This window comes from Bartonella schoenbuchensis R1, from assembly GCF_002022685.1.
GTDB classification, from domain to species: domain Bacteria; phylum Pseudomonadota; class Alphaproteobacteria; order Rhizobiales; family Rhizobiaceae; genus Bartonella; species Bartonella schoenbuchensis.
Map to the genome: position 1 here is coordinate 1273480 of NZ_CP019789.1, position 16943 is coordinate 1290422.

Below are 16943 nucleotides of genomic sequence, written 5' to 3' on the forward strand. Positions count from 1 at the left end.
TTCCCATCATCATTCAAGAACAACCATCGCTCTCTCTACTATAGCATGGTAACTTTTCCAAAACCAATCTGTTCCAAATTCCTGTGCTGATTTAGTTGGTGAACATTCTGATTTTAACTCACAAACAGCAAAATTAACCCACGGTTCAAAATGCCATGCTTCATGATAATAAGGGAAACCTGCTAGTTGTGGTTGAGGGTCTGGTCTTGAAAAATTTCCATATAATGCATCAACATAGTCCGGATTCTGAATAAACCCACCAACAACATTTCCATTTATCACTCTTTCCCATCCAGTAACTTGTTCCCAACGAATACCACCTAGCGCAGCCATTTCGTATTGGTCTGGATATGGAGAATATTGTCTCAATGCAGCGTTAACATCAATAAGATTAGGCGTTATTCTTATATGATAGACATAACTTGGCGACGTCCAGCCATGAGAGTAGAGCAAATTAATTGCAACATCTTGAGAAGTCGTTGTAGATACATAACCACCATGCAATCCCAATGCATGAGGGTGTAAATCTATATTTGTTACATGTTCCAATAAATTTATATCTGATGGGGGCGCAAACGGCCGTGACCCGTCTATACCCCAAGGGTAAAATCCCCTAGCTTTTTTATTTCTTTAGGACTTCTCGTATCTGCTCGATACACTATTTTATCATTAAGGTCATCAGCTAAAACAGAAAATGAAAATAGAAATATTAAAAAAGAAAAAATAAGTTTTTTCATATACTTTCCTCCCTCCTTTTATAATAAACATTATAGCTACAATCTTGCAACGTATTGTTTATTATAAGTAGTATAATAATATTTCATATTTTTTGTTTTGCTGATTTCTTTAATCTCTACTTTTGCTAAAAATTATACTTACAGTACAAGCCTTATCTTATGGCGTAAATTACTATCTTATTAATAAGCAGCTCTAGAACATGAAGAATTATATCTTGTTTTCCACTTTTTACACAAGAACCATGTGACCTTAATATAGATCAGAAACGATAACGTAGCCCTCCTGAGAAAGTACTTCCCGAAAAACCAGCTTTAGTTAATTTTTGCTGATAAACCACATCACCATGCAGAGCTATTTGAGATGACAACTGAGCCTGCACACCCACACCTGCTTCCATAGAAGAACCAAACGCACCTAATTGGAATGTATCTTTGAATTGCACAAACTGCTTTCCTCCAAAGTTGCCCATAAGATGCAGCTTGCCATAGAAAGACACTGAGCTATCTTCTTCCATTAAAGCAAATTCTTGAGCAAGACGCCCACCCAAACGCGTTGTTAATTGGCTAGGAGATCCCATATTAATATTAAAGCCATCAACATCCCGCGTGGAATTAAACATCAAATATTGATAGATAAGCTGCATCTGTGGCTCAAAAACAAGGCCTTCATGTCCAGTTAAGAAAGCTTTACCACCTGTTAAAGCTGCACGCAGTGGCTTGCCCGTTATTCTTGCTGTTTTACCTCGTGCAAGTGTTTCTACATCTCCTCGAGATAAACCGTATGATAAAAGGCCATTAATATAAAATCCCATATTATGCTGCAAACTAGCATAAGCCGTTACAGACCACTGATCAAAATTGCTTTTCTTACTTTTTTCAACATCTTGGGGTTGGAGTGACAATTTGCTATAAGTGCCTATAGCTCCAATAAATGCGCTATTTTGTTCACTTTCTAATGTACTTAGCAGGACAGCTGCATCTGCTGCACGGTAATCAAATTTTGCACCATAGCCATATTCTAAAGCAGATAAATCAGAAGTATAGGTGTGACTACCACCATAACCACGTACGAAAAAAGCCGGCTTTCCATTAAAAAATGGATCAAATGATGTCACCATTGTCCCTAACAGCTCAGTTTGATTGTTGATATCTATCAACCCAGCATAGAACAAAGCATTGGGCAAAAGCAAATAAGTTGGAACTTGTGGAACAATTGCTGGCTTAATTGGCACTATATCTGTATGACGAGGGTCAAATGGAATATTTTTACCTTCAAGACGGAAATCCCAAAAGTCTCCATCCCCTTTCACTAATCTTTTTTGAGGATCTGCTTTTAATTCAGAACCAGGACCGTAAGCAACAAGATGATATTGGTAAGGAGAGTTACCTAGTGTAACATAACCATGGTTTAATTGAAAAGAGTCTTTTTTTGCTGCTCCGGAAACCTGTACTATTGATACACTTTGCTTGTTATTATTTCTATTTGCTTTTGAGCTTACAGTTCCCTGACCACTTCCTCTTATTCCATTACTCGACGCACTCATATGAATTTTAGTAGTTCCTCCAGCAGTACTACCATAAATTAAAACACGATCGGTTTTATCATCGTCAAGTGAGCCATCTTGACCCACTTGAATGTTAAGGTGAAGTTGTGCATCACCCTGAGCAAGATAAATACTATGATATCCTTTTCCAATATTTAGTGTTTGGTAAACGTCTGAAGTTGGCTTCTCAAAGATAATTGCACTATCTTTAAGCATTATACCTGAAATTAATGAAGATGGTTTTTTAAAATCTTGATTTTTCCTTTTTGTTAAAAACCACTTAGATTTATTAGTTAAATAAAATAGAGCATTAGAGTTATTATCAACTTGCGAACCACCAGTTAGTGAGGAATTATTAGTTGCAAGCATTATAGCAGATCCATTTTTGGCTTCTAATAATAAATCACCGGAAATATTTGAATCTTTCAAGGTAATAAAGCTTTTTGCTGTTTTTCCATGAATAGCTATGCTATTTGGAACTTTTAAGGTTGTTAGTGTTAAATTAACGACTCCTACCTCTGATATCTTAGGTATATGATGGGCTGTTGTTAAATTATTTGACGTAGATCTTCGAGATCTTTTAAGGTGTGTTTCAGTTGATTTTTGAGATCCCCAAAGGCTTATACCGTAAGATTCATCGCTTTCTGTACCTTCTACTGTAATAGTTGACCTTCTAACATTTACTATTCCACTATCGATATGGATTCCTTTAGCAATACCTGTTAATTCAGATTGGAGAAGTGTTGTTTTTGCTCCCTGTGTGACATGTAGTCCTTTTCCTTTGTTTTTGGATCCTTTAATTATGACTTTGTTTGCATCAAGATTTGCTCCTTTTCCTTGAGCTTTAAGGAAGTCTGTATCATTATTGCCTGTATGTGTCATATTTACTTTATTTAGAATAGCTTTTCCTACACTTAAACTTACACCGTGACTTCCTTTAAAGCTCATTGAAGTATTACTCATAGTTATTTCAGCATTTTCAGCAGTTATTCCTGTATCAAGTTTATTCAAGTTTGAATTAATTAGTCTTACATGTCCACCTTTGGTTATATGAGCACCTTTTCCTTTATCATTTCCATTGATTATTGTATCTATTACTCTAATTACAGATTCTCTTCCTTCCGCCTTAATAAAGTCAGCACTTTTATTACCTTCGTAGCTCATCAGAACTTTTTCTAAAATGACTTTTCCTTCATAGAGCAAAACACCGTGCTCTCCATTAAACTTTATTGATCCATTCCCCATCCAGACCGATCCTTCTTTAACGGTTATTGCACTTTGAACTTTTGTAAAGTGCGATTGGTTTAAAGTAGCATGTCCTCCTTTTGTAACATGCAATCCTCTTCCCCTTCCCCATCGATCACCACTAATCACGGTTTTTATCGCAGTAAAACTTGCCCCTTTCCCTTTCACCTTGATGAAGTCTGGAATGTCAACATCCTTAAGAAGCTTGTTATCTCCCTTATATTCCACAATAACACCCTTCAACAAAACATTCCCCGTTGCAAGATTAACAGCATAATCCCCATGAAAGTTAATCTTCCCATCCTCCATCCGGAATTGTGCATTAGCAACCATCACCCCATTTAGAACATCGGAAAAGATCGCACTCTTCAACATCACACGGCCACCATTATTTACATAAACACCCCTTGCTTTATCCTGCCCATCGATTTTAATGCCTATTCCCTTAATATCCGCAGTGTTTAAAACCCTTTTACCCTCTTTGTCTACAACGCTATCTGCCTCAACCTTTAAGAAAGTAGCATCGGAATTACTACCCCTATACTTCATAGACAAATTATTTAACAAAACACTCCCCTGCTTGAGCAAAACACCGTGCTCTCTTTCAAACTCTATCGATCCTCCCACCATACTGACATTCCCCTTTACGATAGTCATACCCTCTGCAACCTCTTTCAAAGTAGTATCAACCATCAACAGCTGTCCATACCCCATCTTTATCCCCGTACCTTTATGACCAGACCCTGTAATATGGACATCATTTAATACAGCATACCCCTGATCAAAATAAATACCGTAGTCTCCCTTAAAACTAATGGATCCCTTACCCATCACCAGAAACCCATTCCCCATCACATAAGCCCCCGTTTTAACCCCCTCAATATTCACCCCCTTCATCATGACTTTTGCTGAGTGACTCACCTCCACCCCTGCCCCTGCCCCTACACCTTCAACTGTATCTTCAACTGTATTTGCAACTGTATCTTCAACTGCAACTGCAACTGTACCTTTATTCTCTTGTCTTGTAATTTTGAAACCACTTAAAAAAGCATTCCCCCCTGAAACACTGATACCATACCTTCCACTAAAGGTAACCGATCCTCCCACCATGTGCACAATCCCTTTTGAAATAGTCATACCCTTTGCAACATCTCTCAAGGTAGTACCAGTCAACCGCACTGCTCCCTGTGTCATATACAGCCCTGTACCCTGATTGTTTCCTTCAACAACCACCTTTTCTAAGAGAACCTTCCCTCCCCCACATAGACCCCCGTACCACTTCCTGTAATCCTCGTCTCTATCAACTTAGCCATCATTTTTCCTCCCACCATCACCCCATACCCATTCGTAAACTCAATCCTCGTCTCCTTCTCCACTGCCAACGTCCCACTCCCTGTCATAGCTACCCCTGTTCGTACATTTGAAATCTTTACTCCCCCACTCAACGTCACCGTCAGCTGACTTCCCTCAGCACTCACCCCCGTTTGTACCCCTGAAATATCCACCCCCTCCAACGTCACTATCCCACCCCCCACTGCATAGACCCCCACACTCACCCCATTATTCCTACCCCTCTCACTTCCAGTTCCCACAATCCTTGTTTTTGTCAAATAAGTACTCACCAATCCTTCAACCTTCACCCCATACTCACCCATAAAACTAATCTCTGTTGTCCCCCTAATCATCAGGCTCTTTCCTCCCCTCGCATAAACCCCTTTCCCAACCTTTGAAATCTCCACCTTCTCCAACGATATCGTCAACTCCCCATTCCCCGCCCCTCCCACCGCATACACCCCCGTGCCCATACCACTTTCCTCTCCCTTAATTGTCACATCATTCAAGTTAACACTCTTCACCAATTTCTCCACATAAACGCCCCATCCACTCTCTTTAAAGTCAATGGTTGTTCCCTTTTCTATTATCAACGTCCCCTTTTCCGCATACACCCCCGTTTTAACCTTTGAAATCCCCACCTTATCCAACATCATCTTTCCCGAGCTCTCCATTATGACCCCCACTCCCTTATCCTGTCCCGTAATCGTTGTCCCCTTCAACTCAGCCGTCACCTCACCCCCCACCATCACCCCATATCCACCCATAAACTCAATCCTCGAGTTCTCCCTAATCATCAAACTTTTACCCCCCATCATTCTCACCCCCATTTCAACCTTTGAAATCTCCACCTTCTCCAACGATATCGTCAAGTTCGTCCCCCCCATCCCATAGACCCCCATACCCTTTCCACTTCTCCCTCCTATAATCTTCATCTCTTTCAATTTAGCCGTCACATCACCCCCCACCATCACCCCGTACCCACCCCCAATTGCTAAACTAATCCTCGTCACATTCTCCATCGTCAACGTCCCTTTCCCCAACATCGTCACCCCTATTTCAACCGCGTCAAACGTCACCTTTTCTAAGAGAACCTTCCCTCCCCCCGCATAGACCCCCGTACTCCCCTTTCCACTTCCCGTAATCGTCACATCATTCAACTCAGCCATCGCCGTATTCCCCAGATAGACCCCAACCCCATAATTCCCCGTAAAATCAACTGACCCTCTCTTCATCGTCAAGCTCTTCCCTCCCTTCACATACACCCCCATTGCCACCCCTTCAATCTCCACCTTATCCAACGTCATCTCCAACGTCTCACCCCCCACCGCATACACCCCCGTACCCTTTCCATCTCCCGTAATCGTTGTCCCCATCAAACTCGCACTCGTCACCCCATTCCCCATATACACCCCATAATCCCCCATAAAACTAATCGTCGAGCTTCCACTAATCATCAGACTCTCCCCCTTCATCATAGCTACCCCCGTTTGTACCTCTTTTATCGACCCCCCAGTAATCGTCAGACTTTTACCCCCCATCACCCTCACCCCCATTTCAACCTTTGAAATCTCCACCTTCTCCAACGATATCGTCAACTCCCCATTCCCCGCCCCTCCCACCGCATACACCCCCGTACCCTTATTCTGTCCCGTAATCGTTGTCCCCTTCAAACTCGCTTTTGTCACCAAACTCCCCAGATAGACCCCAACCCCATTATTGCCCGTAAAATCAACTGATCCCTTCGTTATCGTCAACGTTTCTCTTCCCTCAACCCTCACCCCCGTTCCAACCTTTGAAATCCTCACATCGTCCAACGTCATCTCCAATGTCCCACCCCCCATCGCATACACCCCCATACTCCCAACTCCCCCACCCGTAATCACCGTCTGCGTCAAACTAACACTCTTCACCTCTCCCCACACCCCAACCCCAACTCCATCCCCCACAAACTCAATCGTCGAGTTCCCCCTAATCGTCAAACTCTTACCTTCCTTCTCCATATAGACCCCCATTTCAACCCCTTTTATCTCCACCTTATCCAACGTCATCGTCAAGTTCGTCCCCCCATCGCATGTATCCCCATACCCTTATTCTTTCCCGTAATCGTCACATCATTCAACTCAGCACTCGTCACCCCATTCCCCACATACACCCCATACTCACCCATAAAACTAATCGTCGAGCTTCCACTAATCATCAGACTCTCCCCCTTCATCATAACTATGCCCGTTTGTACCTCTTTGATCGACCCCCCAGTAATCGTCAGACTTTTACCCCCCATCATTCTCACCCCCGTTCCAACCCCTGAAATCGTCACATTCTCCAACATCATCGTCAAGTTCGTCCCCCTCTCTGCATACACCCCCTGACCACTTCCCCTTCCCGTAATCCTCATCCCCATCAAACTCGCATTTGTCACCAAACTCCCCACATAGACCCCATAGTTACCCCAACTTGCTAAACTAATCGTCGACCCTCCCTCCATCTTAAACACCCCCTTCTTCGCATACACCCCCACTCCAACCTTTGAAATCCTCACATCCTTCAACGTCACATCCCCCACCGCATGTATCCCATACCCACTTCCCCCTCCCGTAATCCTCGTCCCCATCAAACTCGCACTCTTCACCCCATCCCCCATATACACCCCATACTCACCCATAAACTCAATCTTCGTCCCATCCTTCACCGTCAACCACCCACTTGACATAGCTACCCCCGTTTGTACCTCTTTTATCGACCCCCCAGTAATCGTCAGACTTTTACCCCCCATCACCCTCACCCCCGTTCCAACCCTTGAAACCTTCACCCCATCCAACGATATCGTCATCCCCGCCCCTCCCATCGCATACACCCCATAGCTATCCCCACTATCCTTTCCCGTAATCTCCACACCCATCAAACTCGCACTCTTCACCCCATCCCCCACCATCACCCCCGTTCCCGTAAAATCTGTTACAGACCCCTGATTCATTATCAACATCCCCTTCTCCACCCTCACCCCCGTTTGTACCTTTAAAATATTCACCATATTCAACGTCACATTCCCTCCCACCGCATAGACCCCCGTCCCACTTCCCTCTCCCGTAATCATCACCCTTGTCAACTCAGCACTCTCCACCCCCTCCCCCACCATCACCCCATATTCCGTAAACCCTTTTACCGACCCCTGATTCATTATCAACGTCCCCTTCTCCACCTCCACCCCCACTCCAACCTTTGAAATCGTCACCATATTCAACGTCACATTCCCCGAGCTCTCCACAATCACCCCATAACTCCCACTTCCCCCTCCCGTAATCGTTGTCCCCATCAAACTCGCACTCTTCACCCCATCCCCCACCATCACCCCCGTTCCCGTAAACTCTGTTACCGACCCCCCCTCCATCTTCAACACCCCCTTCTCCACCCTCACCCCCACTCCAACCTTTGAAATCGTCACCATATTCAACGTCACCTTCCCTCCCCTCGCATACACCCCATAGCTATCCCCACTATCCTTTCCCGTAATCTCCACACCCATCAAACTCGCACTCTTCACCCCATCCCCCACCATCACCCCCGTTCCCGTAAAATCTGTTACCGACCCCCCAGTCATCTTAAACGTCCCCTTCTTCGCATACACCCCCGTCTCAACCTGTGAAATATTCACCATATTCAACGTCACCTTTTTCCCTTCCATATACACCCCCGTACCCTTTCCCCCTCCCGTAATCGTCACATCCATCAAAGTAGCACTCTCCACCTCCTCCCCCACCATCACCCCCGTTCCCGCAAAATCTGTTACCGACCCCTCAGTCATCTTAAACGTCCCCCCCATCACCCTCACCCCCGTTTGTACCTTTAAAATATTCACCATATTCAACGTCACATCTCCACCCATCGCATACACCCCATAGCTATCCCCACTATCCTTTCCCGTAATCGACCCCCCAGTCATCTTAAACGTCCCCCCCTTCACATACACCCCCATCTTAAACCTTGAAATCTCCACCTCACTCAACGTCACATTCCCCGAGCTCTCCACAATCACCCCATAACTCCCTCCACTTCCCCCTCCCTGAATCGACCCCCCCATCATAGTAGCACTCCCCCCCGTCACACTAAGCCCCACCGTAGTTCCCTGAATCGACCCCTTTATCACCTCCAACGTCCCCTTTGTCACCCTCGCCCCCACTCCAACCCTTGAAATATTCACCATATTCAACATCAACGTCCCCTCCCCCATCATCTCAGCCCCCACACCCGTACCCTTTCCATCTCCCGTAATCGTCATATTCATCACCTCTCCCCTCCCCTTCCCCTGCATTATCACTCCCGTACCCCCATTTGCTAAATTAATCTTCGCCCCTCCCCCATCACAGTAGCATTAGCCTTTCCATTCCCCATAAACACTATCCCCGTCTTGACATTACTAAAACTCGTACCCACCAACGTCACAGTCCCCCCATCCTTCACCCCTATCCCCCCTCCATTAACCGTCACCCCCCTCATCAACGTCACCTCTCCCCCATCCTTCACCCCAATCACATAATCTCCATCTCTCCTAACCCCTATCGATCCTTTAAGTACCGTAACAGAAGACTTTGAATCCTTAACCAATATCCCCTTATACACCCCTGTAGCATTGACATCATTCAACGTCAGCTTCCCCTGCCTTTCCACCTGAATCGCCGGATTAGTATTACGCTTACCATTATCCGTGATCGTCAGCTTACCTACTATCGTAATCACAGCCCTCCCCCCATGCACCTTCACAGCAGGCTTAAGATCCTTACCCATATCTATATCTCGATTACCACTCAGCTCCCCATTACTACCACCTATACCACCCATCACCCTCTGATACTGCCCCCTCATACTCACCCTCCCATACCCCCCCTCATACACCCCATCCCCATCACACTCGATTTTCCCAGTTTCACTATCACCCCTAGGATCACCAGCCTCCCCACTAGCACTAGTATTAGTAAACCCATTACAATTCAGTGATTTGGCATACACTTTTGTTTGAGCCGTAATAAGAGCAAGACCCGCCAGAACAGCTGTCGAGAGAACACACAAACAAACATGATGTTTTAACACACAACGCATAACCATAAACCCATACATCCTCTTTAAATCACCCTGATTAAAAGAGACAAAATCTTCTTAAAAAAAAAGAAAAAACAAAAATGAAAACACACATGAATGGCTTGATCCCCAAATCAAACGCCCCCAGAAAGCCTTCTACAAAAAACATCAAAACAAAACAAAATGCTCTCTAAACACGATCCTAAACACAGATCCAAAATAAAAAAATAAACCTACAAAACATAAAAGGGAAAATAAACACACCTAAACCATAAACGATAAATCAAACTTATAAACAAATAGGATATGTGTTGGAAAAGTTTGTTTAGGTAGTTTAGTAATTTAGGGGGAGTTTTGAAAAGGAATGTGAAAATTGGATATTTTTGTTTTTGTGGTTTTTTGGGTTGAGTGTGTTTTTGTAATGAGGTTGGATGTTGTTGTAGTGATTTTTAAATATTGTGAAGATGTTGTAAATTTTTTAGTCATAAAGCACCTAAATTTTTAAGTATAGAATGTTTAAAAATAAGCTTTCCTTTGAAGACTGTTTGTATCAAAGGGAATATTTAGTTTTGTACGTATAGTTTATTTTGGGGTGTTCGTAAAGTGGCAACAAAGTTACAGTTTGAGATAAAAGTTTTGGGTTAGTTTTGGGATTTGGGTCGGTTTTGTTTGGGAAATTGGGTGTTTTGGTGATGAAATTGGGGAAAGGAAAAAGGTTTTTTTATTGCGGTGTTTTGAGGGGGTGCAGAAACATGTGAATAGTTGATTAATTGTGTTGAAGTTGCGGGGATGTTTCTTGATTTTTTTTTTGCGTTTTGAGTAAAATGGTAAGGGGTATATAACAACGTATGTGTTTTTAATCACTAAAAAAGCATTGTACAATTTGTGTTTCATTAACATTGTTTTTGTGTTAATGCAATACAAATCAAATAAGAGAGTAAATTCTACAACCTAATAAATAATATTCACTAAAATCGCTTTTAAGCGATTTTAGCTTTGTGTAAAATATTCTGAAAATGAATTTGATTGTTTTAAGAGGGTGGAAAGGTGACGTTGTGATTTTGCTCTTTTATATCACAATGAGAATTGTAATTATTTCCGAATCGGATATTTAAAAGACGTTTTAACTTATAACAAATAAATTTCCAAAAATACGCTCTAATACCCTCAAGATAAAAAATAGAATGCTGAATTATAAACTATCTATTAGAATGTTAGGATAATATTAGAAAAATATTTAATACCGTAGAACTTATCATAAATACTCTTTCACGATAATAAATAATAGCTCATTTACAGTGTAGGTCCTGTCTAAACTTCATGATTTCTAAAGAACAATCGCTTTATGCATAATGTATTTTTTAGAAATTGAATTTGTGAATTTTATTCAAGAAAAGAGTAAAATTAAAAGTAGATATTTCCTCAAAATTACGTTCTTGCCTTTTAAAAACTCTTTATAGTAGAGAAAAAGAAAATATTCAATTTATGGTATAATATCTTTAGTTATAGTCCACTAATGGGTACCAATTTTGTACCGTAAACAATTTTCCAAATAACACCAATATTAATCTATATGCTTTATTATAATGTATAAGCAGAAATAAATTCTAAAGAGGATTGTTTATGTATAAAATTGATTACAATAGTTATCGTGCTATACAAAGTTTTAATCGTCGAGTTCGTTTTTTAGTTATGCATTACACTGCGGTTAATTTTGAAACGTCCATCGCTCTTCTTACAGGCCCCTTAGTTAGTGCTCACTATCTTATTCCTGATCCTTCAGAGAAAACTTATCTTGAAGCCGGTTTTAAGGATATCCATATTTTTAACTTAGTTGATGAACATGAACGTGCATGGCATGCTGGTGTAAGTTCATGGAGTGAACATAATAATCTAAATGATACATCCATTGGAATTGAAATCGTTAATCTAGCAACCACTGAAAATGAAGTATTTACATTCCCCCCTTATAACCCAACACAAATTGATGCAATAAAAGAACTCGCATTGAATATTCTTCAACGTTATCCAGATATCACGCCAATTAATGTCGTTGGTCATAGTGATATTGCCATTGGAAGAAAAAATGATCCAGGAGCAGCTTTCCCATGGAAACAGCTTTATGAAGCAGGTATAGGAGCATGGTATGATGATGAATTAAAAAATTGTTACCAAAAAGAGTTTTGTAATCACACATGCTTGGAAAAAGCAAAAAAACAGGTTGTTGCTAAACTAAAGCAGTATGGATACGATACCTCAACCGCAAAAACTAAATGCGGATATAAGAATCTAATCCGAGCATTTCAGCTTCATTTTCGCCAAGAGAACTATAATGGAATTCTAGATGCTGAAACAACAGCAATTATTTATGCCTTGGTAGACAAGTACTTTCCCAACGCAGTAGTCTAAGTCATTTTCATCAAAAGAACTGTCAAAACAGTAGCTTCTCATATTTGCAAAGACCATCTAAAACTCTATTAACACTAAAATACGTTGTGATCATCTAAATTTATCTGTAATTATAATCGATCACGATAAACAGAATTCCGCATCTTAACTATTCAAAAATTTACATTATGAATAGCTTTATTATTTTTAGCTTAATATCGCGTAATGATATGTAAAATCCTAGATAACGATGTAAAAAGCAGAAAAAAGTAGTTCTGATAAATCTACTTTTATTAATCAATAATGACTAAAAAATATAAAAACCTTTTGACACTAATTTCCCAAAGATTTTTTCAGAAGTTTAATGCACACGCCACCCAAAGAAAATATTTATACTGGATAAAGCAAAATAATTTCAGAAATCCACTGCAAGCTTGTCTTCAGCACCAGTTTAGAAATAACAAAAACAAACACCAAAATCGACATTTTATTCGTATCACAACAAATTCATATTCATTTGGATGGTGTTTTTATATCATTTTTAAGTTAAATACGTAAATAAACCATACTAAAATTAATTTACTTTTTCGAAGCACTAATTGACTTAGTGTAACAGATAAACTGTTTATAATGCCAATTATACTCCAATCAAAGCACGCAAAAGAATGTGCTATATTAAGCTGAAATGGACAGTTAAAAAACTTCCAATTTTCTTTAATCATTCTTATTTTGATGGCAACATTACTCCTGTTAAATTAATATTCTTGCCACTCTAAAAAGCACTGTCCTTTTGTTACACCTTTAAAAACAATAAAAACCTATCATAAACTGAACTTCAGAATTATTAATTCTATAACACATTAGAATTTATAGGCCACACCCACACGAAAATCATTGGTCTTGTAATCAAGCTCCAATTTATCCTTAGCAAATTTCTGCTTACCAAAATCTGAGTAACGATATTCTACACGCAAAATGACGTTATCAGCCATCGCAAAATCAATACCACCGCCAAGGGTATAACCTACCATCATTTTTGTTTCATCCGATAAATTAAAAGAGTTTATTTCCTTACCCGCCACCTCAACTGACCGTGAAAAGATGTCTTGAAGTTGCGCATAAGTAACACCAACAGCGATATAAGGCATAATACGATCAGCTACAAAACCTATACGCATTCGTGTAGCACCAGACCATTTTTGTCTTAAAGTATGATTATAAACTTCAATAGGTCTTTCTATTTCTGCCTCACCTGGAATCGTCTCTGCCCCACCATCATGGGATGATCTCCTTCCAAATGGTGAAAATTCTCCTACAGCTCGTTTTGACCTTCTTGTACGCCTTTCTGCCTCTTCTTGCATTTGCGGCTGATCACGATCACTATCATAGACCTTATAGAGTGCATTACTTCCTTCCCGTTGCAGAGGAATTTCATTTTCCGCTTGTTTTTGTAGAAGAACTACCTCCATGTCTGGTATTTCTGGCCGTCGTAGAGGAACCTCACCTACTTCTTGTCCTTGTAGATACACCACATCTTCTGGGATTTCATACTCCCTCTTATTAATAACTTTTGTATCTTGTTTATTAGACCAGGCTATATCCGTATCAACACCTAGAACAAAACTATTCCCAAGACTAACATTGGCTCCCGCATAAAGACCTCCCATAAAACCAGAAAGCTGAGGCAATGCATCTTTCCCAACTGGTGCCCATTCTCTACTAGACCCCTGTTTAGCGTATAGACTCCGATCACTTTTACTCGAAAAACCACCAATCTGGCCTCCAAGATAAAAACCATCCCAAGAGAAAATAGGCGCAGCAATAACTGGTGAAACAACAGAACTCGCTTCAACAGGCGCAACAACTGGTCTTGACTCTCGAGGAATTCTAATATCTGCTGCTTGTGTCATAGAAGCTGTAAACAGGGTGAAAATAGACGTACTAACTAAATATTTCGTATTCATAAACACCTCCAGAAATAACTTTTAAAACACATAATGGATATTATTCGCACATTTTTCCAAAAGAAGCTACAATAAAAGTGATGCAATCATAAAAAAGTGAAATTTGTAGAATTAAAAACAATTTGGTGTTTATATTTTATTATCCGTGATAATGATCCAGCCTATTAACAGCTCAATTCTATCTCGTGTGTTTTCCCTCATAAGTAGCAAAATTCATTCAAACCTAGAATAGTAAGCTTTCAATAACAAATCCAAAATCTTAAAGGATTTGGAGTTTCCAAAATCTATCAGAATTATTGCAATTTAATAGTATTTAGAATTTCATTTTGACGTTTTAATTAAGCCTTTTTATTATCCTTATAATGTTAATTAGAATTTTATAGTCCTTTTTTTCAAGATTTTCATAATTCTGCACAACAGGATATAGAAAACTAAAATAGAGCCATCTATAAATCGCATAAAACTTAATAATATTTTTCACTGCAATTTCCGTGGATTTGCTCTTTTAAAACACACTAACTTTTTTATCATGATTTTTTGTAACAGAAATAATTTGACTGTTTTTTGTACTGTTTTATTAGGTTTTTAATCATAAAGATTGGACAATCTATAAAACCTTTTTGATTTTATCCTAATGATTTTGGAGAGCGCTTTTATAAGCCTTATTATTTGCATACAAAGCAGTCACATTAATTTTTTAGTCGTATTTCAATATTTTTGTACTTCAGTACAAAACAACAGAGTATCGGACTATTTTAAAACTCTTAAAAACTTACTCATCATATTACGTTAGAATGATGAATATTGTTTTGCGCTCTCTTTAACTTTATTAGATATTCAAGTAGCTTATCATTATTTCAAAACTAAATCGTCAATATATAAAGCTTATATGAAGCGTTATTTGGCAATTCATTCTCTCTCAATAAAAATAAACAAGTTTTTCTGCTTTTCTTGTCATTTTTTATCGTAGAAAACTTTTGCCACATCTCAACAGTGAGGGCATAATCCTTTCAAAGGTATCTCTTTAAAGTTATAGGAAACTCTATAATCCTACTTTTGTTTTTTCACAAACGCATCTTTAATTTTTCAAAATTTTAATGAACCGGTTGATAATAAGATATTCATAAAAGTCAAACCAGCGCGCCAGTGTTTTATGATTAGAATAGCAACAGCAACTTTGATTTATCTTATCAATGCAATTAAAATAATTCGCACAGAGTGCAAAAAACACAATTTCATGAACCACGATTGTAGTCCACATACTAATCAACACCAAGGTTCAGCGCATTCATAGAGTGAGATAATCAATCAGATAAAATACATTAAGTAAAACTATTGATACCTTTTGGTAAAACTAAACAAAGCATAAATGCAAATCTTAATGCAACCCCTTCACATTATATGAAAGATTATTCTTAAATGTTTTTACCTAATTTTTGTAAAAATAAAAAGGTTATGAAATATATTAATGATGGCAATAAATATGTCACAAGATCAAAAACAGCTCAAATATGCTTAGCCTTCAGCGTATTAAAGCGATCATGGGTAATTGGATATTTAAAAGGTATTTTTTGCACCATACTCAAATAGAACCAGTCAAAATAGAGCAAAAAAGAGATACTGGCTTTCACATCAAAGAAAAATGCAGAGCAAATGAAAATTTTATCAGCTGTAATCAACCGTAATAAGTAGATTGAAAAGGTGGGCTAAAAATTATCAATTCAAGAAAAAATCTATATATTACAATATGCTAAAGATGAAAAATGGTGCCGCATGCCGGATTCGAACCAGCGACCCCATCATTACGAATGATGTGCTCTACCAACTGAGCTAATGCGGCATAGATTTATTCATTAATCATCAAAATCAGTTCGAGGGTAATAACCAAAAGTATGCGCAAAAGCAAGTATGCAAATTTTTTATAAGAATTCACAAGACTCAACCATTATTGGAATTGAAAAAGGAGATTTACGGGAATTAATAATAAAGCCGTATCTTTTGCTTTTGGTAGTATAAAACACAAACAAACTATTTTACTCAATTTACAATTACACCCCACTTTGAAAAATGTAAAAAGAGATTACGCTTTTAAAGTGGCAAAATAATGTTTAAATGCTTTTATGAAGTATAAAAATATCTGTATTTTAAAAGTGAAAAAACTCTCTTGATCTAAGCATTTTAAAATGAAAAAACTGGATGCAATATTTAAAAGATTTAATGCTTTAAAGAAACTTTTAGCTTAAAAAGAATGAAGTTTTTTCAAAATTTTCGTCGAGTAAAAATTTTAAATTATTTTTACTGAAATTAGCGTGTATATCTTCCACATAATTGTGATAAATATTTGTTTTTAAAAGATATACTTTGTAAAAAACTATAAAATGAATAATCTTTTAGTGTAACTTTATATTTTTATTATTTATTTGATGCAGTTTAAAGAGAATTTTATTGTCTTTACAAGATTTATATTCTTATTATTACTTTATAAATATCACATTTACAAAAGTCAGCCATTATACCATTTTTGGATATATTGTTTGTAGGGAAGATTACAGTATTTTCAAAAATACAAAGAAGTTTTTTTAGAAATAACCTCATGATGGTTATAGACAATTTAACCATTCCAGCGTATTTGGTACCCTTCCGTACAGATTTTCCAT

At 39.0% G+C, this 16943-nt stretch carries 8 protein-coding genes and 1 tRNA gene; 1 reads left to right on the plus strand and 8 read right to left on the minus strand.

The annotated features are described in order from the left end of the window. Window positions 1–9: 9 nt before the first annotated feature. From BscR1v2_RS05615 to BscR1v2_RS05635, 6 genes are all read right to left on the minus strand, one after another. Window positions 10–594 (minus strand): enterotoxin A family protein, encoded by a 585-nt coding sequence (locus BscR1v2_RS05615; protein ID WP_078690038.1) that lies wholly within the window; start codon window positions 592–594, stop codon window positions 10–12. Next, window positions 591–737, minus strand: coding sequence for a hypothetical protein (locus tag BscR1v2_RS08005; protein ID WP_153301987.1), 147 nt, complete (start codon window positions 735–737; stop codon window positions 591–593). The genes BscR1v2_RS05615 and BscR1v2_RS08005 overlap by 4 nt, the downstream gene beginning before the upstream one ends. A gap of 260 nt (window positions 738–997) precedes the next feature. Next, on the minus strand, window positions 998–4759 hold the full coding sequence (locus BscR1v2_RS05620) for an autotransporter outer membrane beta-barrel domain-containing protein (protein WP_078690039.1): 3762 nt from the start codon (window positions 4757–4759) through the stop codon (window positions 998–1000). A gap of 5 nt (window positions 4760–4764) precedes the next feature. Next, entirely contained in the window at window positions 4765–6909 is a 2145-nt protein-coding gene (locus BscR1v2_RS05625; protein ID WP_078690040.1) for a right-handed parallel beta-helix repeat-containing protein, read from the minus strand. A 2-nt stretch (window positions 6910–6911) separates the two neighbouring features. Continuing rightward, window positions 6912–9170 (minus strand): right-handed parallel beta-helix repeat-containing protein, encoded by a 2259-nt coding sequence (locus tag BscR1v2_RS05630; protein ID WP_078690041.1) that lies wholly within the window; start codon window positions 9168–9170, stop codon window positions 6912–6914. Window positions 9171–9193: 23 nt separating this feature from the next. Continuing rightward, on the minus strand, window positions 9194–9973 hold the full coding sequence (locus BscR1v2_RS05635; protein ID WP_078690042.1) for a hypothetical protein: 780 nt from the start codon (window positions 9971–9973) through the stop codon (window positions 9194–9196). A gap of 1584 nt (window positions 9974–11557) precedes the next feature. On the opposite strand from BscR1v2_RS05635, the gene BscR1v2_RS05640 reads away from it, so the two are divergent. After that, window positions 11558–12343 carry an N-acetylmuramoyl-L-alanine amidase gene (locus BscR1v2_RS05640; RefSeq protein WP_078690043.1) on the plus strand — a complete coding sequence of 262 codons (786 nt, stop codon included), beginning with the start codon at window positions 11558–11560 and terminating at the stop codon, window positions 12341–12343. An 839-nt stretch (window positions 12344–13182) separates the two neighbouring features. Here the strand turns inward: BscR1v2_RS05640 and BscR1v2_RS05645 are convergent. Both BscR1v2_RS05645 and BscR1v2_RS05650 read right to left on the minus strand, forming a co-directional pair. After that, complete coding sequence (locus tag BscR1v2_RS05645) at window positions 13183–14286, minus strand: outer membrane protein (RefSeq protein WP_078690044.1); 1104 nt, start codon at window positions 14284–14286, stop codon at window positions 13183–13185. Window positions 14287–16050: 1764 nt separating this feature from the next. After that, window positions 16051–16126: transfer RNA gene (locus BscR1v2_RS05650), tRNA-Thr, on the minus strand. Window positions 16127–16943: the final 817 nt, after the last annotated feature.

What these genes read in the sequence shown, in the direction of transcription:
- BscR1v2_RS05640 (WP_078690043.1), top strand. Translation starts at nt 11,558, where the DNA reads ATGTATAAAATTGATTACAATAGTTATCGTGCTATACAAAGTTTTAAT.
- BscR1v2_RS05635 (WP_078690042.1), bottom strand. Translation starts at nt 9,973, where the DNA reads ATGTATGGGTTTATGGTTATGCGTTGTGTGTTAAAACATCATGTTTGT.
- BscR1v2_RS05645 (WP_078690044.1), bottom strand. Translation starts at nt 14,286, where the DNA reads ATGAATACGAAATATTTAGTTAGTACGTCTATTTTCACCCTGTTTACA.
- BscR1v2_RS05630 (WP_078690041.1), bottom strand. Translation starts at nt 9,170, where the DNA reads ATGCAGGGGAAGGGGAGGGGAGAGGTGATGAATATGACGATTACGGGA.
- BscR1v2_RS05625 (WP_078690040.1), bottom strand. Translation starts at nt 6,909, where the DNA reads ATGACGTTGGATAAGGTGGAGATAAAAGGGGTTGAAATGGGGGTCTAT.
- BscR1v2_RS08005 (WP_153301987.1), bottom strand. Translation starts at nt 737, where the DNA reads ATGAAAAAACTTATTTTTTCTTTTTTAATATTTCTATTTTCATTTTCT.